This is a genomic window from Salibaculum sp. (assembly GCF_035270045.1).
Classification (GTDB): domain Bacteria; phylum Pseudomonadota; class Alphaproteobacteria; order Rhodobacterales; family Rhodobacteraceae; genus Salibaculum.
The window spans coordinates 71,570-91,831 of the sequence record NZ_DATFIP010000002.1 but is presented as its reverse complement, the minus strand read 5'-3'; the positions used below and the strand labels follow the sequence as shown (position 1 = coordinate 91,831).

General features: G+C 65.0%; 26 protein-coding genes. 10 read left to right on the top strand and 16 right to left on the bottom strand.

The window, feature by feature from the left end:
- Positions 1-154: 154 nt before the first annotated feature.
- From fliP to fliF, 4 genes are read right to left on the bottom strand one after another with little or no spacing between them, the layout of a single operon-like run.
- Positions 155-895: a flagellar type III secretion system pore protein FliP gene (gene fliP / locus VJ897_RS00505; RefSeq protein ID WP_324052219.1), complete on the bottom strand. Its 741-nt coding sequence runs from the start codon at positions 893-895 to the stop codon at positions 155-157.
- Positions 888-1,160 carry a FliM/FliN family flagellar motor switch protein gene (locus VJ897_RS00500; RefSeq protein WP_324052217.1) on the bottom strand — a complete coding sequence of 91 codons (273 nt, stop codon included), beginning with the start codon at positions 1,158-1,160 and terminating at the stop codon, positions 888-890. Before VJ897_RS00500 ends, fliP begins: the two co-directional genes overlap by 8 nt.
- Entirely contained in the window at positions 1,153-1,710 is a 558-nt protein-coding gene (locus tag VJ897_RS00495) for a FliH/SctL family protein (protein ID WP_324052215.1), read from the bottom strand. The genes VJ897_RS00500 and VJ897_RS00495 overlap by 8 nt, the downstream gene beginning before the upstream one ends.
- Positions 1,707-3,299, bottom strand: a complete 1,593-nt coding sequence (gene fliF / locus VJ897_RS00490) for a flagellar basal-body MS-ring/collar protein FliF (protein WP_324052214.1) — start codon at positions 3,297-3,299, stop codon at positions 1,707-1,709. The genes VJ897_RS00495 and fliF overlap by 4 nt, the downstream gene beginning before the upstream one ends.
- A gap of 122 nt (positions 3,300-3,421) precedes the next feature.
- On the opposite strand from fliF, the gene VJ897_RS00485 reads away from it, so the two are divergent.
- From VJ897_RS00485 to VJ897_RS00445, 9 genes are all read left to right on the top strand, one after another.
- Positions 3,422-3,928, top strand: coding sequence for a flagellar basal body-associated FliL family protein (locus VJ897_RS00485; protein WP_324052213.1), 507 nt, complete (start codon positions 3,422-3,424; stop codon positions 3,926-3,928).
- Positions 3,929-3,941: 13 nt separating this feature from the next.
- A complete protein-coding gene (locus tag VJ897_RS00480) occupies positions 3,942-4,298 on the top strand; it encodes a hypothetical protein (protein ID WP_324052212.1) in 357 nt (118 codons plus the stop codon).
- Positions 4,295-4,867 (top strand): MotE family protein, encoded by a 573-nt coding sequence (locus VJ897_RS00475; protein WP_324052211.1) that lies wholly within the window; start codon positions 4,295-4,297, stop codon positions 4,865-4,867. The genes VJ897_RS00480 and VJ897_RS00475 overlap by 4 nt, the downstream gene beginning before the upstream one ends.
- An 88-nt stretch (positions 4,868-4,955) precedes the next feature.
- Positions 4,956-5,822, top strand: coding sequence for a flagellar motor stator protein MotA (gene motA, locus VJ897_RS00470; RefSeq protein ID WP_324052210.1), 867 nt, complete (start codon positions 4,956-4,958; stop codon positions 5,820-5,822).
- Positions 5,819-7,999 carry a hypothetical protein gene (locus VJ897_RS00465; RefSeq protein WP_324052208.1) on the top strand — a complete coding sequence of 727 codons (2,181 nt, stop codon included), beginning with the start codon at positions 5,819-5,821 and terminating at the stop codon, positions 7,997-7,999. Before motA ends, VJ897_RS00465 begins: the two co-directional genes overlap by 4 nt.
- Before the next feature lie 285 nt (positions 8,000-8,284).
- Positions 8,285-10,315 (top strand): flagellar biosynthesis protein FlhA, encoded by a 2,031-nt coding sequence (flhA, locus tag VJ897_RS00460; protein WP_414706639.1) that lies wholly within the window; start codon positions 8,285-8,287, stop codon positions 10,313-10,315.
- Positions 10,312-11,073, top strand: a complete 762-nt coding sequence (locus tag VJ897_RS00455; RefSeq protein WP_324052204.1) for a flagellar biosynthetic protein FliR — start codon at positions 10,312-10,314, stop codon at positions 11,071-11,073. Before flhA ends, VJ897_RS00455 begins: the two co-directional genes overlap by 4 nt.
- Entirely contained in the window at positions 11,070-12,149 is a 1,080-nt protein-coding gene (locus VJ897_RS00450) for an EscU/YscU/HrcU family type III secretion system export apparatus switch protein (RefSeq protein WP_324052202.1), read from the top strand. Before VJ897_RS00455 ends, VJ897_RS00450 begins: the two co-directional genes overlap by 4 nt.
- The gene (locus VJ897_RS00445) at positions 12,146-12,514 is read left to right on the top strand and encodes a hypothetical protein (RefSeq protein WP_324052200.1); all 369 of its coding nucleotides are present in this window, start codon (positions 12,146-12,148) and stop codon (positions 12,512-12,514) included. The genes VJ897_RS00450 and VJ897_RS00445 overlap by 4 nt, the downstream gene beginning before the upstream one ends.
- Positions 12,515-12,549: 35 nt before the next feature.
- On the opposite strand, the gene VJ897_RS00440 is transcribed toward VJ897_RS00445, so the two are convergent.
- The 9 genes from VJ897_RS00440 to VJ897_RS00400 are packed head-to-tail and all read right to left on the bottom strand — an operon-like array spanning position 12,550 to position 17,125.
- Positions 12,550-13,071, bottom strand: a complete 522-nt coding sequence (locus tag VJ897_RS00440) for a flagellar basal body-associated FliL family protein (protein ID WP_324052199.1) — start codon at positions 13,069-13,071, stop codon at positions 12,550-12,552.
- A gap of 9 nt (positions 13,072-13,080) precedes the next feature.
- Positions 13,081-13,818: a flagellar basal body L-ring protein FlgH gene (gene flgH, locus VJ897_RS00435; RefSeq protein ID WP_324052197.1), complete on the bottom strand. Its 738-nt coding sequence runs from the start codon at positions 13,816-13,818 to the stop codon at positions 13,081-13,083.
- Positions 13,805-14,233: a flagellar basal body P-ring formation chaperone FlgA gene (flgA, locus tag VJ897_RS00430; protein ID WP_324052196.1), complete on the bottom strand. Its 429-nt coding sequence runs from the start codon at positions 14,231-14,233 to the stop codon at positions 13,805-13,807. The genes flgH and flgA overlap by 14 nt, the downstream gene beginning before the upstream one ends.
- Positions 14,230-15,015, bottom strand: a complete 786-nt coding sequence (gene flgG, locus VJ897_RS00425; RefSeq protein WP_324052195.1) for a flagellar basal-body rod protein FlgG — start codon at positions 15,013-15,015, stop codon at positions 14,230-14,232. The genes flgA and flgG overlap by 4 nt, the downstream gene beginning before the upstream one ends.
- Before the next feature lie 26 nt (positions 15,016-15,041).
- Entirely contained in the window at positions 15,042-15,758 is a 717-nt protein-coding gene (locus tag VJ897_RS00420) for a flagellar hook-basal body complex protein (RefSeq protein ID WP_324052193.1), read from the bottom strand.
- Between the two features lie 3 nt (positions 15,759-15,761).
- On the bottom strand, positions 15,762-16,031 hold the full coding sequence (locus VJ897_RS00415) for a flagellar biosynthetic protein FliQ (protein ID WP_324052192.1): 270 nt from the start codon (positions 16,029-16,031) through the stop codon (positions 15,762-15,764).
- The gene (fliE, locus tag VJ897_RS00410) at positions 16,031-16,321 is read right to left on the bottom strand and encodes a flagellar hook-basal body complex protein FliE (RefSeq protein WP_324052191.1); all 291 of its coding nucleotides are present in this window, start codon (positions 16,319-16,321) and stop codon (positions 16,031-16,033) included. The genes VJ897_RS00415 and fliE overlap by 1 nt, the downstream gene beginning before the upstream one ends.
- A gap of 21 nt (positions 16,322-16,342) precedes the next feature.
- Entirely contained in the window at positions 16,343-16,735 is a 393-nt protein-coding gene (gene flgC, locus VJ897_RS00405; protein WP_324052190.1) for a flagellar basal body rod protein FlgC, read from the bottom strand.
- A 3-nt stretch (positions 16,736-16,738) separates the two neighbouring features.
- Positions 16,739-17,125: a FlgB family protein gene (locus VJ897_RS00400; protein WP_324052189.1), complete on the bottom strand. Its 387-nt coding sequence runs from the start codon at positions 17,123-17,125 to the stop codon at positions 16,739-16,741.
- 83 nt (positions 17,126-17,208) lie between these two features.
- Between VJ897_RS00400 and VJ897_RS00395 the strand changes: the two genes are divergently transcribed.
- Positions 17,209-18,570: a FliI/YscN family ATPase gene (locus VJ897_RS00395; RefSeq protein WP_324052187.1), complete on the top strand. Its 1,362-nt coding sequence runs from the start codon at positions 17,209-17,211 to the stop codon at positions 18,568-18,570.
- 32 nt (positions 18,571-18,602) lie between these two features.
- Here the strand turns inward: VJ897_RS00395 and VJ897_RS00390 are convergent, their stop codons facing one another.
- Genes VJ897_RS00390 through flaF form a run of 3 tightly spaced genes read right to left on the bottom strand, consistent with a single transcriptional unit; the run spans position 18,603 to position 20,190 of the window.
- A complete protein-coding gene (locus tag VJ897_RS00390) occupies positions 18,603-19,409 on the bottom strand; it encodes a DUF1217 domain-containing protein (protein ID WP_324052186.1) in 807 nt (268 codons plus the stop codon).
- The gene (gene flbT, locus VJ897_RS00385; protein WP_324052185.1) at positions 19,406-19,816 is read right to left on the bottom strand and encodes a flagellar biosynthesis repressor FlbT; all 411 of its coding nucleotides are present in this window, start codon (positions 19,814-19,816) and stop codon (positions 19,406-19,408) included. Before flbT ends, VJ897_RS00390 begins: the two co-directional genes overlap by 4 nt.
- Complete coding sequence (gene flaF, locus VJ897_RS00380) at positions 19,813-20,190, bottom strand: flagellar biosynthesis regulator FlaF (RefSeq protein WP_324052183.1); 378 nt, start codon at positions 20,188-20,190, stop codon at positions 19,813-19,815. The genes flbT and flaF overlap by 4 nt, the downstream gene beginning before the upstream one ends.
- Positions 20,191-20,262: the final 72 nt, after the last annotated feature.

The window sequence follows — 20,262 nt, the reverse complement described above, 5'->3', positions numbered from 1 at the left end:
TGCGTGACCGCCGCTCCGGGCGTCGAGGTTTGGAGAAAACCCCGGCCCGTCACCAGAAGATCCCAATTCGGCGCCGAGTAGAACAGGCTGACCGGGATCTGTGAACATATTCACGAGAGACAGCTTCCTGCTCTGCCTCGCGCCCCGCACATGGTTAGAAATAGCTGCGTACCAAGCTGCTCGCGATGAGGCTCCAGCCGTCTGCGACCACGAAAAAGGCAAGCTTGAACGGCAACGAGACGATCGCCGGCGGGACCATCATCATCCCCATGGACATCAGCACGGCGGCCACCACCAGATCTATGATTAGGAAGGGCAGGAACACGAGGAAGCCTATCTGGAAGGCGCGCTCGATCTCGCTGAGCAGGAAGGAGGGCACGAGAACAGAAAGCGGTGCCGACTCGAGTGGCGCTTGCGCCGGAACCGTGTCGCGCAGCGCGGCCAGATCCTCGAAGGTGCCCGGGTCGACCCGACTGCCCATGAAGGCCCGAAAGGGCTCCATCACGCGGGGAAAGGCCTCTTCCACGGTCAGCGCACCCTCGATCAGCGGGTCGACACCTGCGGCCCAGGCGGTGACGAAGACCGGTTCCATGACGAAATAGCTTAGAAACAGGGCCAGGCTGATGATCAGCATGTTCGGCGGCGATTGTTGCAGCCCTATGCCTTGGCGCAGGATAGCCAGAACTGTTACGATAAAAGGAAAGCAGGTGATCATGATCGCGATGCCCGGCACAAGGCTGAGTACCGTGAGCAGCAGGATCAGCTGGATTGATCGTGTCGTCAGGGACCCGTCGGCACCGAAGTCGATGGAGAGGTCCTGTGCCGACGCCGGTCCGGCCAGAGCGACAAGCCCCAGGACCAGCACCGCGGCGGTCGCGGAGCTGCGTCTAGCCAAGGGACAGCCCCCCGGAGACCACCTCGGTGAGGCGCACGGCGATGCTGCCGTTGCCCGCCTCTGACTCTTCGAGCTGGCCGCGGGCGATCAAGCGGCCGCCGACGAAAAGTTCGACCGGGTCCTCTACCCTGCGATCAAGCTGCAGCACGGCCTTTTCTTCGAGCGACAGCAGGTCGCGCACCAAGGGGCGGGCCCGCCCCACCGAGACAGTGATCTCGATCGGCAGGTCGTGCAGCGGGTGGTCGGATGATGTCGGCTCAGCCATTGGCACTTGTCCTTTCTTCTGGAAGCAGGGCGACCAGGGCGTCCTGCAATTGACGGGTCAACGCGGGCAGGTCGAGCAGGGTTTCCGTCTCTGTGCAGGAGAATCGCGCTTGATCTTCCGAGACCTCTGGGTCTGCAACGACCCGGACCGTCGCCCGGGACAGCGCCGCCGCGACGGATTCGTGCTGTGAGGGACTGACCGAAAGGGTCAGCGGTGTCTCCGCGGCCTCGGCGATGGAGTTCTGGATCGTTTGTGCAAGACGCGGCACGAAAGTCTCGGAGACAAGGTCGGGCAGAATCCTCTGAAACAGCTGCTCGATCACCGGTGCGATCGCCTCAAGCAACTCCTCGCGGACCTCTGACCGAGTGACTTCGGTGTTCTGAAGATGCGTAACGAGCGCCTTGCTCAGGTGGCCATGCTGTAGCTCGGCGGCGTGCTGGCCGGCGCGGACGCCATCCTCGAACCCGGCAAGATACCGCTTTGACGGGCCCGTTTCAGCAGCGGACCCGGATTGGACGCCGAAGTCTTCGAACTGCGGTGCGCCGCTCATCGTCCAGCCTCGTCGCCGTTGGTATCATCCATCCAGGATTTCAAGACCTGGACAGCCTCCTGGCGGCGGTCCTGGATCAGGTCGCGTAGCCGGTCCACCGGGTCGGAGGCTGGATCGGGTGCAGGCTCAACCGGGTCTCCGTTCCCGGCTTCTGCCCGGTCGCGTGGTGCCGCAAGGGCGGGCAATCCGGTTGTCGGGGCCGCGCCGCTGTCGTCCAGCCATGCTTCACCCTGCGTGCCTCCGGTCCGCCGCCCCGCCAGTATCGGGCGGACAACAAAAAGCCCCAGGATCAGCGCGACGAGGGCCAGCACCCCGGTCTGGACGAGGCGCATCACGTCCAGCGGTGCCGGCGACGCGGCAGTGGTGCCAGTGGCCTGTCCCGGTTCGGCGGGCGGCTCGAAAGCCATGGAGCGGATCGTGATTTCGTCGCCGCGGTCAGCGTTGAACCCCACGGCCGCCGCCACGAGCTGGCGCAGATCCTCCAGCTCTTCCTCGGCGCGGGGTGCTTGCTGGACCTCGCCCGCGTCGGTTGCCGTATCGACCGCGTTGACCAGCACGGCAACGGTCAGACGGCGCACGGCTCCGGGGGCCCGAACCAGTTCGCGCTGCGTCTCGGAGACCTCGTAATTCGTGATCGCCCGGCTCTCGGATGCTTCGTTGCTCGAGGTGCCCCTGTCGCCCTCTGCATCACCATCAGGCAGGTTAGAGGCGACGGTGACATCCCCGCCGCGACTGTCGGCGGCGGTGTTCGTGCTTTCCTCGACCTCGGTCGAGATGGCGATCCGGCTCTCCGGGTCGATCCGTCGCTCGGTGATCGATTCGGTCTCGGTGACGGTTTCAAGGCTCACCTCGACCACGGCATTGCCTGGTCCTACGCGTGCTGCCAGAAGGCGTTCGACCCGGGCGCGGATCTCTCCGGCGCGGTCGTCCTGGGCGCCGGGTGCCGCCGGGTCCTGCCCGCCCTGAACCAGGCCTTTGGCGCCGTCGATCACCGCGACATCCTCGGGCAGCATCCCCGGAACGGATGAGGCGACCAGAAACCGCAGCGCGTCCGCCTGCCCCGCGTCGAGGCGGCCGAGGATCGTCGCGACCGTCACCGCGGCCGTCGGCTTCTGATCGCGGCGAAAGGGCTGCGCGGTGGGCGAGGAGATATGCACCCGGGCGGATTTGATATGCGGGCTGGCCAGCATCGTGCGCGCCAGTTCGCCCTCCTTTGCGCGCCAGTATGCGGCGTCGAACATCTGTGATGTCGTGCCGAAGCCGGAAAGATTGTCGAGGATCTCGTATCCCTGCGTGGTGTTGGCCGGCAACCCCTCTGTGGCGAGGGTCATGCGCAGCCTGTCGCGCTGGTCGGCGGGCACAAAGATCGAGGTGCCGCGCACCTCGTAGCGCGCGCCTCGTTGGTCGAGGGCCATGATGACCTCGCCCGAGGCGGTATTGTCGAGATTCGCGTAAAGCAGGGACATCTCGGCGCTGGTGCTGGCCCGGGCCAACGCAAGGACAGCCACGAAGACCGCAACGGTGGCCCCGATGACGATGACCCGGCGGCGCATATCGAGTTTCGACCAGAGGGACGAGGGTGAATCCAAGGAAGTTCTCCGATGTCAGCGGGCGTTCTGCCGCGGAGACCTGAATAGGTCGGTCAGCCTTAACAATCAGTTAGTCAGTCCGGGGCTATCTGAGGGACAGCGTCTGAAAAGGGAATCGCTGCATGACCGACGAAACCGCCGACCGATTGGCCGAAGAAAAGGCGCAGCCGAAGAAGGCGCCCCGGTGGCCGCTGATCCTGGGGGTCGTGCTTGCAATCGGGGGTGGTGGCGGCGGGTTCGCGGCGGTTCAGATGGGCCTGTTGGACGGCGTGCCGAGTATCGGCGGCGCCGAGCCGAAGGAAGAGACAGCCAAGGCAGAGCCGCTGGATCCCTTGGCGTTCGTGCCGCTGGACACCGTGATCATCAGCCTCGCGCCATCGGCGGCGGCGGCCCACCTGCGGTTCAACGCGCAACTGGAAGTGGCGCCGGACCAGGTCGAAGAGGTCGAAACGCTGCGTCCGCGCATCATGGACGTGCTTAACGGCTACCTGCGCGCCGTCGCGGTCGAGGAACTGCAGGATCCCGCCGCTCTGGCCCGGCTCCGGGCCCAGATGCTGCGGCGCGTACAGGTTGTCGTCGGCGAAGGTCGGGTGCGTGACCTTCTGATCATGGAATTCGTACTGGACTAGAAAGGCGCGAGAGATGGCGATGATCGCGGATATCCTGCTGGCGGCCGGGGCCCTGGCTGCAAGTTTCTATTGTTTGACGCTGTCACGGCGGCTGCGGCGCCTGTCAGACCTCGACAAGGGGTTGGGCGGGGCAATTGCCGTGCTGTCGGTTCAAGTCGACGACCTTGTTACGGCACTGAAGCAGACCGAGGCCGCCTCGGAGCGGGCCACGGATGACCTGGTCCGTCAAACCGAACGTGCCGAGACGGCGGCGCAGCAGCTGCAATTGCTGATCGCCTCGTTGCACGACCTGCCCCGGCCCGTGCGGGACGAGACCCCGATCTCGCCCTTCTTCAGCCAATCCGAACACAAGACCAAGGAGCGGACATGACCCCTCGTGCCCCATCGGCTCTGGGCATCCTTGTCGGTATGCTTTTCTTCTCGGCGGCGTTGCGGCTGACCATCGGTGCCGGTCCGGCGTTGGCCGAGGCCGAGGAGATGCTGGCCGGAAGCCCGGAGGCCCCCCGCGAGGCACCCGCCGATTGCAATGATGCAGTTTCGGAGGAACTGCTGGCGGCGCTTCAGGCCCGCGAGGAGCGTTTGAGCACGCGCGAGTCCCAGGTTGCGGATCGGATGCAGGCGTTGCGCGTGGCCGAGCGGGAAGTGCGGGAACACCTGGAACAGTTGCGTGCTGCCGAAGAAAGCCTCGAGGCAACGATCGCGACGGCCGAGACAGCCAATGATGGCGACATAACAAACCTGGTCAGTGTCTACGAAAGCATGAAGCCGGCCGAGGCCGCCGCGCTCTTCGAGGAGATGACCCCGGAATTCGCCGCTGGTTTCATGGCACGGATGCGCCCCGATACGGCGGCCGCCGTCATGGCCGGGCTGGAGCCTGCAACGGCCTATTCCATCAGCGTCGTCATCGCTGGCCGCAACGCCCGGGTTCCAACGGAATAGGCCCACGTCACTGGTGGATCAGCAAAGAATTAACGATCCACGTGGCAGAACTCGTTCGTCATGAAGTGATCGTGGAAGGCCGAAGTTCATGTTCAGTATCGTGGGAATCATCATCATCTTCGTCATGGTGTTCGGGGGCTACATGCTTGCAGGTGGCAAGATCGGCATGATCCTCAAGGCCCTGCCGTTCGAGATGATGATGATCGGAGGTGCGGCCATAGGGTCTTTCGCATTGTCCAATGACGGCTCGATCGCCAAGCATACGCTCAAGGACCTTGGAAAGGTCTTCAAGGGCCCTCAATGGAAGAACGAGGACTACCGCGACCTGCTGTGCCTGCTGTTCGAACTGATCCGCCTGGCCCGGGCCAACCCCGTGGGGTTGGAGGAACATATCGAGGCCCCGGGGGAGAGCAGCATTTTCGCCCGCTACCCCCGAATCCAGGCCGATGACGAGGCTGTTGCCCTGATCTGTGACACGCTGCGCACCGCTTCGATGAACTACGATGACCCGCATCAGGTCGAGGAGGTGCTTGAAAAGCGGATCGAGGCCTCGTTGCATCACAAGCTGCACACGGCTCATGCCCTGCAGACGGTGGCCGACGCACTCCCCGCGCTCGGGATCGTCGCCGCCGTTCTCGGCGTGATCAAGACAATGGCCTCTATCGACCAGCCACCCGAGATTCTGGGCAAGATGATCGGGGGTGCCCTTGTGGGGACCTTTCTGGGCGTCTTTCTCGCCTACGGTTTCATGGGGCCATTCGCCAACAAGGTGAAATCCGTGATCGAGGAGGATGCGCACTTCTACCAGTTGATCCGCGAGGTGCTGGTCGCGAATCTGCATCGTCATGCGCCGAACATCTGTATCGAGGTGGGCCGACAGAACACACCCGGGCATCATAGACCCAGTTTCTTGGACCTGGAGGCGGCGCTGAAGGCCACAAAGGAAGCCGCATGAGGGTTCTGTGGCTTTGCCTGGCACTCCTGCTTGGCGCTGTGTCCGCCGTGGCGCAAAACGTCGCGATTCGCTCGGGTGAGCACGAGAGTTTCTCGCGCCTTGTCCTGAACATTGGCGATGGCACCCAGTGGCAGCTGGAGACACACAGCGCGGGCGCCCGCCTGCGCCTGTCAGACCCTGAGGCGGCGTTCGACACGTCCGGCATATTCGACAGGCTTCCCCGCCAGCGCCTCGATGCCGTCACGGATGAAGGTGGTGGTGTCCTGTCGCTTCGGCTCGCCTGTGATCCCTGCCACGTCGACCCCTTCCTTTGGCGGCCCGGGCGGCTGGTGCTCGATATTGTCGAGGGCCCTGACCCTGCGGGGCTCGGCCCGCCCAAGCTCACGACCAGTCCGATCCGTTTGCCGCTGGCTCGGGACTGGACCGGACGTGAAAGGGCTTTCCTTTTGCCCGGGGCCTTCTCTTTCGGGCCGGACGCGCCCGCTGCCGATCCGCGGGTGGCTACCATGGCGGCAGAGGTCGCCCGCGCCGTTTCAGCCGGTTATCTGAGGCCGTCCGTCGAGAGCGCCACCGCCTCGAAGGACGAGATGAGACCCCCGCCCCAAGATCCGCCCGAGACATCCAGCGGGGCGCAATCGGCTGCGCCTCTCCCCCCTGTGCCGGGTGCGGCGCGACCGGGCCTGAGCGTGGGCAACGCGCTCGACCGCGAACTCGTGGCCCTCAATGCCGCTCTGGCCGATGCCGTCGATCCGACATGTCTCGCCCCCGAGGTTTTCGATGTGGCCGGCTGGGCCGATGATACGGGTTTCTCTCAGCAGATCGCGACCCTGCGCAACGGCCTCGTGACCGAATTCGACCGCCCGTCCCAGCAGGCGATACTGAGGCTCGCGCGGGGCTATGTTCATTTTGGCCTCGGGCGTGAAGCGCTGGCAACGCTTGAGCGCGGTCGCGCCGCTGACCCGGCGCGCGCGGCGCTGTCCGAGATGGCGCGTCTGGTGGACGGTCTGCAAGGCACCTATCCCGTGCTGTCCGCTCAGGCCGACTGTGACAACAATGCGGCCCCCTGGCGCCTGCTGTCGGGCACCGCCCCGTTGCAGGCGCTGGACCGCAACAACGTGATCCGTACCTTCCGGCTGTTTCCCCAGCCGCTACAGGCGCAACTGGCAACGCGCATGGCTGGGGCCTTTCTCGAGGCTGAGGATGTCGATGGCGCCGCGCTGGTTTTCGAATCCATTCATGGTCATGACGCGGCCCGAACCCCGGCGGCTGTGCGGATGCGGGCGTCATTACTGGAGGCCGGAGGAGATATCGGAGCCGCCCTCGGTGTGCTGGACGGTGCCGCAGGCCGGACAGAGCCCGCCTCCCTGATCCGGCTTCTGGACCTGACGCTCGAGACTGGGGCCCTGCCGCAAGAGGGGGACATGACCCTGGGTGCCGCGTTACTGCGCGAAAATGCCGGGACAGAGACGGAATTGAGCCTTGCGTCGATCATGTTGCGCGCTCATGTCGCCCGTGCAGAGTGGGATGAGGCGCTGGGGCTGCTCGCCCGCCATGATGGCCGCTGGCCCAGGTCCGAGCGCCGGACGCTTTCCGATACACTCTTCAACGGGGTGGCCGACTCCGCTGCGGCGCCCTCGTTTCTTGAAATGGTCTTTGGGGACGTGCCGCAAGACCTGGATTCAGGGACCGTGAACAGGCTGGCCGCGCGTCTGGTGAATCTGGGGTTCCCGGAACGGGCACTCGAATTGATGGCCCGGCGTGCCTCTGCCAGCGCCATGGGCGAACGGCGTTACCTGCGTGCCCAGGCCGCTCTTCAACTGGGCCGGAACGAGGATGTCTTGCAGCACCTGGGCGGGATGACGGATGCCCGTGCCGCACGCTTGCGTGCTCAGGCCCTCTTTGCCATGGGTGACGACCGGGCTGCCCTCGGCGCCCTGCCAGACACCCCTGACGCCGAGACCGATTTCCGGGCGGGCGCTTGGGACCGACTGGCGACGTCCGAAGACCCGCTGTTGCGGCGTGTCGGCGAACAGGCCCTGATCCGGCCTGACATGACTAGGATGGAGGATTTGGCCGCGCGCCGCTCTGCACTTGAGCGCGCCCGGGAAACACGGCGAACGGTCAACGAACTGCTCGCGCGGTTCCCTGCGGCAACCCAGGACCAATCGACACGGTAAGTCCGGCGCGGCAAGACGCGACGGCTTACGAGTTGGTAACCGTCCCGGTCTAGCCTCGGCATGACAGCAGGCAGCAGAAAGCGCTTAGATGAGAATCCAACGACTGATCCCTCGACCCCCGTTCGCAGGGGGCTGCCACCCGGCCCTGCCTGCTCCTACCTGCAGGCCGATTGGGACGCACAATCGGCGCGTCCGCGGGCTCGATGCCCTCCTTGGGGTCTGATCGTGCCGGCGATCACGCTGTCCGATATCTTCAGGCCGACGATCCTGCTCGCGCTGGCGCTAATGGCGGTGATCGTCATGATGATTCTGCCCATGCCCGCCTGGGTGCTGGACATCGGCCTAGCAGCTTCATTCGCGCTGGCCATCCTGATCTTCACGGTCACTCTGTTCATCGAGCGTCCGTTGGATTTCTCGGCCTTTCCGACGGTCCTTCTGGCATCGCTCATGCTGCGACTTTCGCTCAACGTTTCGTCTACGAAGCTGATCATCGGCAACGGGCATGCCGGGACGAATGCCGCCGGCGACGTTATCGAGGGGTTTGCGGATTTCGTCATGGGCGGCAGCGTGTTCCTGGGGCTGGTCGTCTTCGGGGTGCTGCTGATCGTCAACTTCGTGGTGATCAACAAGGGTGCCACCCGTATGGCCGAGGTTGGCGCCCGCTTTGCGCTGGACGGGATGCCCGGCAAGCAACTGGCCATCGACAGCGACATGAGTGCCGGGGCCATCGACCATGAGCAGGCCCGGCAGCGGCGCGAGACGGAACAGGCTGAAACGACCTTTTTCGGCTCGCTGGACGGTGCCTCCAAGTTCGTCAAGGGTGATGCCATCGCCGGGTTGCTGATCACCTTTCTCAACCTTGTCATGGGCCTGATCATGGGCACGGTGATTCACGGGATGCCGCTGGGAACCGCATTCGAGACCTACGCCATCCTGACCGTGGGTGACGGGCTGGTCTCGCAGATCCCGGCGGTGATCATCTCGATCGCCTCGGCGCTGCTGCTGGCGCGCGGTGGGGCCAGCGGCGCGGTGGACATGGCACTGGTGGGCCAGTTGGGCCGCTATCCCCCTGCATTGGTCACCGTTGCGATCCTCATGGGTCTCTTTGCGCTGGTGCCGGGTCTGCCCTTTCTACCCTTCATCCTGGGTGGGTTGGTGCTCGGTGGCGCGGCATGGCTCGCGCACACGGCCGCAAAACGGGCCGAGGCCCCGCCTGAAAAAGGCCCGGAAACGGCACAGGACGGCGTGAATGCCCCCAGCTTGGGCGACCTTCTGGACCTCGACGACATCCATGTCGAATTCGCGCCCGACCTTGTCGACATGGTGCTGGACCCGGGCATCGGGCTGGACGTGCGCATCTCCAACATGCGCAGCCATGTTGCCACGGAATACGGGTTGCTATTGCCCGAGATCCGCTTAACGGACAATGCCGCACTTCCCGACGGAAGCTACCGCATTCTTGTTCAGGGCGTCGAACAGGTTCGGGACACCCTCCGCAGCGACCAGGTGCTGGCCCTTCTGTCCGGCACGGGTGACCCGGACGTGTCTGGCGAGGATGTCAAGGAACCCGTCTACGGCGCCCCGGCCCGCTGGATCGACCCCGGGGACCAGGACCAGGCGGCCCTGATCGGCTTGACGACCGTGCAGCCAACAGAGGTGCTGGCCACCCACCTGCTCGAGACCATAAAGAAGAATTTCCCCCGATTGCTGACTCTGCGCGCGTTGCGCCGGCTGCTCGACGAGATGGTCAACCTGAGCGACCCTGCACGGGCCGAAAGCAACCGAAAGATGCTGGACGAACTGATGCCCGACAAGGTGCCCATGGACATCCTGCTGTCCGTACTTCGCCTGTTGCTGGAAGAACGTGTCTCGATCCGCAACCTTGCGACCATCATCGAGGCGGTCGGCGAAGGCCGACAGCTCTATCCCGGTACCGAGGGTATTTCCGAACACGTGCGACAGCGCCTCGGCTTTCAATTGGTGTCGGATCTGCGCCGCCCGGACGGGACCATACCGCTGGTCCAGCTTGCCCCCGAATGGGAAGACACCTTCGCCACCTACCAGATTCCTTCTGACAAGGGGGGCGGGGACATCGCCCTGCCGCCGGATGAATTCAACCGGCTGGCCACCTCGATCTCGGAAAAGGTCGCCGCGGCTGGCCAGGCCGGAACCTACCCGGCCATTGTCACCTCGATGAAACGCCGTCGGTTTTTGCGCACGGTCCTGATGGCCAAGGGTGTTTCGAACCCTGTCCTGTCATTCGAGGAGATCGGGATCGACGCCAAACCGGCCCTGGTTGGCCTGGTGCCAGCGTGATCGGCCTGCCGCCGGAGCTTCTTGGCCTCGGGCGCGAAACGCTGGTGGCCGCCTTCGCCGTCTTCCTGCGTGTGGCGGGGATGATGGCGCTGCTTCCAGTCTTCGGTGAACGGTCCGTCCCCGTGCGGGTCAAGCTGGGGCTGGCGCTGGCCTTTACCCTTATCATCCTGCCCGCGGTCCCGCGCCCGGACGAGATTACCGTCGGCATCCTTCTGGCCGAGACTGTCACCGGCTTGTTTTTCGGGCTTATGCTGCGGCTTTTCATCTTTGCGCTTCAGATCGCTGGCACCATCGCGGCGCAGTCCACATCGCTGTCACAGATATTCGGCGGCAGCGCCGGGGTCGATCCACAGCCGGCCATGGCGCATGTGCTGGTGGTGGCCGGCCTGGCCTTGGCGGCCACGATGGGCCTCCACGTGGCCATCGCCGAATACATGATCCACAGCTACGCCCTTGTGCCACCCGGGCGGATGATCCCGTCCGAGATGCTGACCATCGCGGGGGTGGGCAAGGTGGCGCGCAGCTTCGCACTGGGCTTCACCCTGGCCGCGCCCTTCGTCATCGCTTCCATGCTCTACAATGTCACGCTCGGCGTCATCAACCGTGCCATGCCGCAGCTCATGGTGGCCTTTGTCGGCGCCCCGGCGATCACCGCCGGGGGGCTGGTGCTGCTGTTTCTTTCCGCACCCATCCTGCTGTCGGTCTGGGCGGATGCACTGCGAAGCTTTCTGGACGCTCCGCTAGCAGGTGCTCCATGAGCGAGGACGGTGAGGATGATGACAAGCAGTATGAGCCGACCGCGAAGAAGCTCGAGGATGCGCGCAAGAAGGGCGAAATCCCGCGCTCGAACGATCTCAACACCGCGGCCGCCTATGCCGGGTTGCTGGTGGCCGGACTGGCGCTGGGTGGCCCGGCGCTGGAGGCCACCGGACGGGCCCTCATGACCCTGCTGGACCGGTCGAGCGAACTATCTCACCTTGTCTTCGCGGGCACTGGCACGCCAATGACGGGCGGGTTGATCCTGTCGGTCGGGCGCGCGCTGGTACCGTTCTTCATGCTGCCCATCGCCGTGGTCATCCTGGTGATCCTGACCCAGCGCGGGTTCGTCTTTGCTCCCGGCAAGCTGGCACCCAAGGTCAACAAGGTCTCGCCCATTGCCCAGGCCAAGCAGAAATTCGGCCGGTCAGGCCTGTTCGAGTTTCTCAAGAGCTTCGTCAAGCTGACGATCTACTCGGTCGTTCTTTTTGTCTACCTGGCCGGGCAGATGCCACGCATCCTGATGACCATCCACCTTGATCCGGGGATTGTCACCGCAGAGTTATTGCGTCTCACCATGGGGCTTCTGGCGATCGTTCTGGTCATTGCGCTTGCTCTGGGCGGGATCGACTTCACCTGGCAGCGGGCTGAGCATCTGCGCAAACATCGCATGTCACGCAAGGAAATGACCGATGAACACAAGGAGTCCGAGGGCGATCCCGAGATGAAGCAGCAGCGGCGGCAGAAAGCCCATGAGGTGGCCAACAACCAGATGTTGCAGGATGTCCCCGAAGCCGACGTGATCATCGTTAACCCGACCCATTACGCCGTGGCCCTGAAATGGCCGCGCAGCGCTGGCAGCGCGCCTGTCTGCGTAGCCAAGGGCGTTGACCATCTGGCAGCGCGCATCCGCGAGGTCGCAACCGAGCACGGCGTGCCGGTGCATTCCGACCCGCCCACGGCCAGGGCGCTACATGCCACCGTCGAAATCGATCAGGAAATCCGTCCCGATCACTACCAAGCGGTCGCGGTGGCTATCCGGTTCGCAGAACGCGTCAGAAAGGCGGCCCGGAAATGAGCCTGACCCCGGCACGGCTGGCGGGCCTGAAAGAGGTTCTGGAAGCTGCGTTTCAGGCGGAACAGGCTCGATTGGCCGAGGTCTCGGGTCGGATCGAAGCGGTTCGGGCCCAGTTGGACGCCCTGCACAGGCCGCCTGTCCCCGAGGCGGGGCAAGAGGTGTCGGCGACTGCCATGGCCGGGGCGAACATGCGCTGGCGCACCTGGGTCGAACAGCGTCGCCGCAGGCTCAACGAGGAGCTTGCAAGGTTGCTGCAAGAGAAAGAGGCGCGTCGCGCCGATCTCGCCGCGGCCTTTGGCAAGCTCCAGGCGGCCGAAGCGATGCAAGTAAAACTTCAGGCACAGGCTCGGCAGAAGGCGCGCTGATTTTAGAGCACGCCGCGACTCGCGGAGAACAGGCCCTAACCTGCCACGTCCTGTCGGACGATGTCGATGATCAGGACATCCGTTATGCCGCCGCCCACGTGGCGAATCGCGGTTTGACGCAGGGCGTCACGCAGCAGCTTCATGTTCGATGATGCGGTGAAGGCCCCGTTGAAGCCGCCCATGTTGGCGTGGTCGAAGAGCACTTGCAGAAAGAGATCGCGCAGCCGGGGTTCGTGGGCGAAGACGTTTTCCTTGGCCCCGGTTTCGACCTCGACCGAGAGTGACAGCACCACGAGAGAGCTGACCTTGCCCTCCTGCACCACGGGCACGACGAACTGGTTGTTGAGCCTGGCATATTCGCGGCCGTCTGTGATCGGCGCGCCGTCCTCGTCAGGCGCCTGTGCGGCGTCGCGCTTGTTCGCGGAACGGGTGACGCCGCAGGGGTCTTCGGCCACCACCTCTTCCTTGGCCGGGGGCGGGGCGAGGAAGAGCCCGGCCCCGACACCCCCGCCGAGGCCCATGACAAGAAGAAGAAGTGGCAGAAGAATCCTGGCCATGATGGTCCCTCAGAATGGTAGCACGATGTCCGCGGCCTGCTGGCCGTAGCGCGGTTGCTGCATGTCGCTGATCTGCCCTCTGCCGCCATAGGAGATGCGCGCCGAGGCAATCTTGTCGTAGGTGATCTCGTTCTGGCGAGTGATGTCCTCGGGGCGGACGAAGCCCGAGACCAGAAGCTCGCGCAGCTCGAAATTGACACGCACCTCCTGCAGGCCCTCGATGGCCAACACGCCATTCGGCATCACACGCGTGACCGTGGCGGCGACCTTCAGCTCGAGTTGCTCGTTGCGCTGGACAGAGCCGTCGCCATTGAAACTGGAGGACGAGTTGGTCTGCACGCCGGGATCGAGGTTCGCGCCTTCTGGCAGACCTTCCTGCGCTTGTTGGGGGAGGCCGAAGAGCGCCGAGATGCCCATTTGTTCAGAGCCGGAGCGCGACCGGCCGGTGGAGTTCGAGATCGTTGCGCTGTCGTCGATCTCGATTACTACCGTCAGGATGTCGCCGCGCTGCATCGCGCGCCGGTCCCCCAGCAGCGAGCCGCGCGCTCCGGTCCAGAGCGAGGGCTTGTCGGTCTGCGGGGCCTGCCGCTGCAGATCTTCGCCCAGGCCGTAGGTCATCATCGCCGTGGCCTCGTCCGAGGCCGCAGCCGGAGACAGGTTCGGTGCGCGGCCGATCTCGGCCATGCGTCCACAGCCCATCATGCACAGCAGGGCAAGGCTGGCGGCAATCAGTCTAGTCGGTGGCATGGGCGACCCCCTCCTCGTTGATTCGGGCGCGAACGGAATGCCGCGACATGACGTTCATCACGCGGATGACGTCGCCCGGCCCGGCCCTGTCCAATGCGCGTCCCTCGGTGCGGATGACCAGCCCATTGCGGGCATAGACCAGCGTGACGATCTGGTTGCGCTCGACCACGGCTGGTGGACCGATATCCGCGCTTCGGATCGGACGCCCCGCGTAAAGAGCGACGCGTGCCTCCTGGCCGATGATCTGCCCCGGGTCGGTGACGGCGCCCGGCGTTGCCACCTGGCGAAGAAGCAGGTCGTCTGGGTCGATCAGGGTCTTGGCCGGGATCGTGCGCGCGGCCACGACGGTCCGCTCCGCGTCCTGGGCGGCAAGCGGCGCGGACAACAGGCACAGCAGGATCATGAGGCGTGTCATCGCATCTGCACCATGGCGCTCATCATCTGGTCAGCGGCGGTGATGACCTTGGAATTGAGTTCATAGCCGCGCTGGGCCGCGATCAGATTGGTGACCTGTTTGACCGGATCGACCGAACTCTCCTCGAGATAACCCTGGCGGATCACGCCAAGCCCGTCCTGTCCGGGGGCCGAGACGGCGGCCGGTCCCGATGCGGGCGTTTCGAGAAAGAGGTTCGATCCGATCGCCTCGAGCCCGCGGGGATTGACGAAGCCCGACAGGCTGATCTGGCCCAGCAGCTGAGGCTGAACCTGGTCGGCGAAATAGGCATAGACCTCGCCCTCGGGGTTGATCGAGATCGACCGGGCATCGCGCGGAATGGTAATATCGGGCACCACCGGGTAGCCGTCCGAGGTGACGACCTGGCCGTCGCCGGTCAGCTTGAGCCCACCGTCGCGGGTATAAGCAGGGCGGCCGTCGGACGTCGTGACCTCGATATAGCCCTGGCCCTCGATCGCGATGTCCAGGTCGCCACCGGTCGCGGCCAGCGATCCTTGCGAGAGCATGACCGAGACCGCCGCGGGCCGCACGCCAAGGCCCAGTTGCACGCCGGTCGGTAGCACGCTGCCGTCGCTGGCATTGATCGTACCGGGCCGCTGGACCTGCTGGTAGTGCAGGTCGGCGAATTCGGCCCGCCGTGCGTTGTAGCCGGTGGTGTTCATGTTGGCGAGGTTGTTCGAGATCACCTCGACCCGTGTCTGCTGGGCGGTCATGCCCGCAGCGGCGATTTGAAGGGCACGCATTCTGCTGCCTCCTTGGGTTGGCTAGATCACTTTCCCAGGGCGCGGATCGCGCCCCGGATGCGTTCGTCTTCCTTGTCCATGAAGCTCTGGCCCAGTTCGTAGGCCCGCTGCACTTCTATCATGCGGCTGACGGAGAGGATCGGGTCCACGTTGGACTGTTCAAGGAAGCCCTGGACCATCTTCGCCCCGGGTGCGGGTTCATAACCGCCGCGGGCCTCGAAGCGCACCCCGTCCTCGCGGATCATGCCGTTGGGGTCGGCCGGGCGTACCAGTCCGATCTGGGCGACGGGCTGGCCGCCGGCACTGACCGTGCCGTCGGGGGCGATGCCCACGGGGCCGGCGTTGGTGGGAACGAAGACGGGTGCCCCGCCGGCGTCGAGCACCCGGTCGCCCTGTGGCGTGACAAGGTCGCCGTTCTCGTTGGGGGTGAAGGCCCCCGCGCGGGTCAGGCGTTCGCCCTGCGGCGTCTCGACCAGGAAGAAGCCATCTCCCTCGATTGCCAGATCCAGCGGTCCACCCGTCCGGGTCAGGCTGCCTTGGGTCTGCACCGTTTCGCGGACGGCCGCGCCGGCCATGGACAAGGAGGGCGTGTCCGGACCCAGCGCCGCAACATGCTCGGAAAAGATCATTCCCTCGGCCCGGAATCCCGTGGTCGCGCTGTTGGCGATGTTGTTGGCCACGATCCGCATCTCGCGCATCAGGCCGGATTGCCGGGTCAGTGTGGTGTAGGTTGCGTTTTCCATGGCTCAGCCTCCGGCAATGATCGGGATGAGCGTGGCCTGGAAGAAGGTCACGAGCGTTTCGGTCATGAAGTTCATCGTGACCCAGAATATGCCGACGATCGTCAGAAGCTTGGGCACGAAGGTGAGTGTCATTTCCTGTATCGAGGTCAGTGCCTGGAAGAGGCCCACGACAAGCCCCGCGGCCAGTGCAACCCCGAGGATCGGAATCGAGATCACGACAGAGACCCACAGCCCCTGGCGGAGCGTGTCATAGAGCAGGGCCTCACTCATCATCAGACAGGCATCCTGAGGATTTCCTGGTAGGCCTCGACCACCTTGTCGCGCACGGTGACGGCGGTCTGCACGGCCAATTCCGTCTGGGCCAGGGCTTGCACCAGGGCATGCGGGTCGGCGCCGCCGTTCATGGCCTGCATGGCTTGGGATTCACTGTGTTTCAGGGTCGAGGTGAACTCCGAGGCCATGTCGGCGAAGGTCGCCCCGGTGTCCTGGTCGGGTCCGGGGGCCGTGACTGGTTTGTTGGCCGCGTATTGCTGAGCGGCGAACTGGATCGGTGTGAATTCCACCTCGATGTCTCCTCTTGGTTGTTACTTGCGAAGGATTTCGGTCAGCGATGAGGACATCTGCCGCACCTGGTCGAATAGCTTGAGATTGGCCTCGTAGCTGCGCTGGGCTTCGCGCGCGTCCGCGATCTCGATCAGAAGGTTCACGTTCGAGCCCTCGTAGCTGCCGGTCTCGTCGGCCAGCGGGTGCGAGGGGTCGTGGACCCGTTCAAGATCTGCACGGTCGAGGCGGACCCGGCCGGTCTCTACCAACCCGGTGGCGCGGCCCGATTCGATCACCTCCTCGAAAGCGACGATCTTGCGGCGATAGCCGGGCGTGTCGGTATTGGCGATGTTCTCTGACACGTGGCGCAGGCGGCTGGCCTGGGCTTTCATTCCGCTCGCGGCGATCGACATGGCGTCGGAAAACTCGGTCATCGCTTACCTCCGCCCGATGGACAGGCGCAACACCTCCAGCGAATGCTGGTAAATGGTAAGAGCCCGGCTGTGTTCGCGCCCGATCTCGACGGCGCTCAGCATCTCTTGCTCGATCGAGACGGAATTGCCGTTCGGTGCCGGATCGGCATCGGTGAATTCGGGCCGCGCTGCGCTGCCGAAACCTTGGCCGGTCGACAGGTGGCCGGGGCGCGTCCGGTGAAGGCCTCCGGTGGGTGCGGAGTCGTAAACCTCGGAAAACGGGGCAATGCTGCGCGCCCGGTAGCCGGGTGTGTCGGCATTGGCGAGGTTAGCCGCGGTGACGGCCTGCCGTGCCCCGGCGTGTCGGGCCATGTCCATGGCCGTCTGGAGTACATCCAGTGAATTGAACATCGGGGCTTCTCCCTCGATTGGCTTCAACGAAGGCTTAAGCGTGATTCCCTAAGGATTGGTTTTCAGACGGAGGGTGAAGGCCGATGCAAAACTCTGAATTCGTGAACATGGCGTCCGCCATCGAGCGTGCGACTGATACCTATCCGGTGGGGCGCGTCATCGGTGTGAGCGGGTCGCAGGCGGTCTTGCGGGGCCTGTCCGGCCGGGCCGCGCTGGGCGACCGGCTCCGATTGGCTCGGGGCGGTCACACCGGCATGGTGACCCGCGCGGATGGTTCGGAAACCCACGTGATGCTGGACGGGCCGGCCGATGGCGTGTCGGTGGGCGACTGGGCAGTCTTGATGCCCGCACCGGCCTTTGCGCCGCACGATGGCTGGATCGGCCGGGTCGTCGATCCCGACGGTCAGCCGTTGGATGGGCGCAGGCTTAGCCAGGGCGCCGTGCCTGTCTCGCTTCTGGCCAAGGCGCCCCTCGCCGGCGAGCGACGCGCGCTGGGCCCCCGAATCGGGACAGGACTGGCACTCTTCGATACGATCCTGCCGCTCGCCCGTGGGCAGCGCGTCGGGCTGTTCGCCGGGTCCGGCGTGGGCAAGTCCACGCTGCTGGCCAACCTCGCCCAGGGGGTGGAGGCGGATGTGATCGTCATCGGTCTGGTGGGGGAGAGGGGCCGCGAACTGCGGGAATTCATCGAGAACGTGCTGGGTCCCGATGGCATGGCGCGTTGCGTTATCGTTGCCGCCACCTCGGATCGGCCGGCTCATACTCGTCGGCGCTGTGCGGCGGCGGCCACCGCGGTCGCCGAGCATTTTCGCGATGCCGGGCGGCATGTGCTTTTGCTGGTCGACAGTGTGACCCGTTTCGCCGAGGCGCATCGTGAAGTGTCCAGTGCCGCGGGCGAGGCGACCAACCTGCGAGGATATCCTGCCTCGACCGGCGCGTGGATCGCTGCGCTTTGCGAACGCGCGGGGCCAGGCACCGGCGCGGCTGGGGACATCACCGCTGTTTATTCCGTGCTCGTTGCCGGCTCTGACATGGAGGAACCGATCGCCGATATCCTCCGCGGTGTACTGGATGGTCATATCGTGCTGGACCGAGCCATCGCCGAACGTGGCCGTTTTCCGGCGGTCGATGTGGTGCGCTCCGTCTCGCGGTCACTTCCGGATGTCGCAACCCCGCACGAGAACGGCCTGATCGCCGCGGCGCGGCGGCACTTGGGTGTTTACGCGCGGTCGGAGTTGATGATTCAGTCAGGCCTTTATGTACCCGGAAGCGACAAGGTGGTGGACGAGGCCATCGCCTGCCACACGTCCCTTGACAGTTTCTGCACCGAAGCCGCTCCCCATGGGCCAAAGGCGGCATTCTGTGCCCTGCAACGCGCCCTCTCTCCCAAATCGGAGGGCAAGCGTGATGCAACCTCGGCCGGCGATCACCGTGTCAGGAGCTAGGACCGCGTGGCCACAGGGACTTGCTTGCGGGCCTAGGCCAGGGGCATCCGGGCCTGTTGCAGCAGGGTAAGCGCCACCGAGGCGCCGCCTTGGTTGAATGTGGACGGGGCCTCGTTGCGGACCATGAACAGCTGGATCAGCTTGTCCTGGCTGCCCTCTGAGAGGATCGTCTCGAGACTGTCCGTGCCAAGAATCGCCTCGCTGCGTGCCTTGAACTGGTCCAACTGCTGGTCGATGTCGATGCTGCCGAAACTGGCGGCAAAGCCAAACGCGGTCTCGAAGACCTTCCGTAGCGGCGGGTTACCCATGAGGGCAAACCATTGGGCATCGCCAGTCCGGTTGGCCGAGACCACGTCGCGCAGGGCCGGCTCCAGGTTCAGGGCCAAGCGCATGCTGTTGTCGCTCTCGCCCACCGCGCGCTCGAACTGGCGCGCTTCGTAGCGGTCGATGATCTCTTCGGCAAAACCGGGCGCCCGGGTGCGCGGCTGGCCGATCTCGCCGAAGCCGAAGGCATCGGCAAGTTTCGCGTATCGGCTGTCGGACAGGCGGTTGGCCAGGGCATCCTGGTCCCGTGTGCCGCCCTCGAGGATCTTGCGCACGAAGAAACGGTTGTTCAGATCGTCGTCAAGGCCGAAGGCGCCCAGGGCGACCTGAAGCAATTGGCGATCGCCGACCAGTTGTTCTGCGGTGGTGATGCTGCCGATCCGGTCGCGGAAACTCTCGGTCGCGGTCTGGATGGGGCGGTTTTCGGTAAAGGCCGCCCGCTGGGTGCCCAGCGTCCGTTCAAGGAATTTCCAGCCGGCATAACCAGAGATCGGGACAACCGGCTGGAAGCTCATGACAGGCCCTGGGCCGTGGCAAGCAGCCTGTCTTCCCGGGGCAAAAGGCTGCGCAGGCGTTTGAGTGCACGGTAGAAGTCTCCTTCCGACAGCGCCGCGGTCGCCTCGGTCAGTTGGGTGCGGCTGTCCGGGTCACACAGCGCATGGCTGAGCTGCTCTATCCCGCGCAGGAGCTGGTGGCGCGCCTCCTCGGCATCCACGTCCCCCGACAGGACCAGTTGGGCGATGTAGCAGACCCGGCGGACGGGCGTGGTGGCCTCTTCGGGGCGGATGGCATCGCGCAGGCGCAGGATGTTGGCATTGGGCGTGAGGATCGAAACGCGCGAGCGTCGCTCGCCGTTCTCGATCACCGCGCCATTGACCAACACCCTCTCGCGGGGTCCGAGCTTGAGGACCAGACCGCTCATTGCGCGGCTCCGGTCGCGTTCAGGCCACGCATGACGGCCCGGTTGATTTCGACCAGGGCCTCGGCATCCGCCCCTTCCTTGAGGACCTTGGAACTGTGGAGGAAGGTGAATTCGGCGAGATAGAGAATTTGTGCACGGAGCGTTGCGGGAAGACTGTTGTCGTCATCCGCGACATCAACCGCGAGCACCCCCCATAGCCGCCGGTTGTCATGCAGTGCCTCGGCCAGTTGCGCAAAGGCGCCGGGCCCCTTGTCGATCGCGGTCTGGATACGTGCGGTGATCTGTCCGAAGAGCTGGGCCTCGGCCGACCGGCCAGTGCGCAGCGTGGTTTGTGCCGGGTCATAGGCTTGGCGGGCCAATTCGATGGCGTTCATCTGGTGTCCTTTCGGGACGGGGTCGTTGCGACCAGGGCGGCATGGAAGGGGCGCGCGCATCGGGACACGCGC

Coding starts and splice junctions, on each gene's coding strand:
- VJ897_RS00500 (WP_324052217.1), bottom strand. CDS start 1,160: ATGGCTGAGCCGACATCATCCGACCACCCGCTGCACGACCTGCCGATC.
- VJ897_RS00495 (WP_324052215.1), bottom strand. CDS start 1,710: ATGAGCGGCGCACCGCAGTTCGAAGACTTCGGCGTCCAATCCGGGTCC.
- VJ897_RS00485 (WP_324052213.1), top strand. CDS start 3,422: ATGACCGACGAAACCGCCGACCGATTGGCCGAAGAAAAGGCGCAGCCG.
- VJ897_RS00480 (WP_324052212.1), top strand. CDS start 3,942: ATGGCGATGATCGCGGATATCCTGCTGGCGGCCGGGGCCCTGGCTGCA.
- VJ897_RS00475 (WP_324052211.1), top strand. CDS start 4,295: ATGACCCCTCGTGCCCCATCGGCTCTGGGCATCCTTGTCGGTATGCTT.
- motA (WP_324052210.1), top strand. CDS start 4,956: ATGTTCAGTATCGTGGGAATCATCATCATCTTCGTCATGGTGTTCGGG.
- VJ897_RS00465 (WP_324052208.1), top strand. CDS start 5,819: ATGAGGGTTCTGTGGCTTTGCCTGGCACTCCTGCTTGGCGCTGTGTCC.
- flhA (WP_414706639.1), top strand. CDS start 8,285: ATGGCGGTGATCGTCATGATGATTCTGCCCATGCCCGCCTGGGTGCTG.
- VJ897_RS00450 (WP_324052202.1), top strand. CDS start 11,070: ATGAGCGAGGACGGTGAGGATGATGACAAGCAGTATGAGCCGACCGCG.
- VJ897_RS00445 (WP_324052200.1), top strand. CDS start 12,146: ATGAGCCTGACCCCGGCACGGCTGGCGGGCCTGAAAGAGGTTCTGGAA.
- VJ897_RS00440 (WP_324052199.1), bottom strand. CDS start 13,071: ATGGCCAGGATTCTTCTGCCACTTCTTCTTCTTGTCATGGGCCTCGGC.
- flgH (WP_324052197.1), bottom strand. CDS start 13,818: ATGCCACCGACTAGACTGATTGCCGCCAGCCTTGCCCTGCTGTGCATG.
- flgA (WP_324052196.1), bottom strand. CDS start 14,233: ATGACACGCCTCATGATCCTGCTGTGCCTGTTGTCCGCGCCGCTTGCC.
- flgG (WP_324052195.1), bottom strand. CDS start 15,015: ATGCGTGCCCTTCAAATCGCCGCTGCGGGCATGACCGCCCAGCAGACA.
- VJ897_RS00420 (WP_324052193.1), bottom strand. CDS start 15,758: ATGGAAAACGCAACCTACACCACACTGACCCGGCAATCCGGCCTGATG.
- VJ897_RS00415 (WP_324052192.1), bottom strand. CDS start 16,031: ATGATGAGTGAGGCCCTGCTCTATGACACGCTCCGCCAGGGGCTGTGG.
- flgC (WP_324052190.1), bottom strand. CDS start 16,735: ATGACCGAGTTTTCCGACGCCATGTCGATCGCCGCGAGCGGAATGAAA.
- VJ897_RS00400 (WP_324052189.1), bottom strand. CDS start 17,125: ATGTTCAATTCACTGGATGTACTCCAGACGGCCATGGACATGGCCCGA.
- VJ897_RS00395 (WP_324052187.1), top strand. CDS start 17,209: ATGCAAAACTCTGAATTCGTGAACATGGCGTCCGCCATCGAGCGTGCG.
- VJ897_RS00390 (WP_324052186.1), bottom strand. CDS start 19,409: ATGAGCTTCCAGCCGGTTGTCCCGATCTCTGGTTATGCCGGCTGGAAA.
- flbT (WP_324052185.1), bottom strand. CDS start 19,816: ATGAGCGGTCTGGTCCTCAAGCTCGGACCCCGCGAGAGGGTGTTGGTC.
- flaF (WP_324052183.1), bottom strand. CDS start 20,190: ATGAACGCCATCGAATTGGCCCGCCAAGCCTATGACCCGGCACAAACC.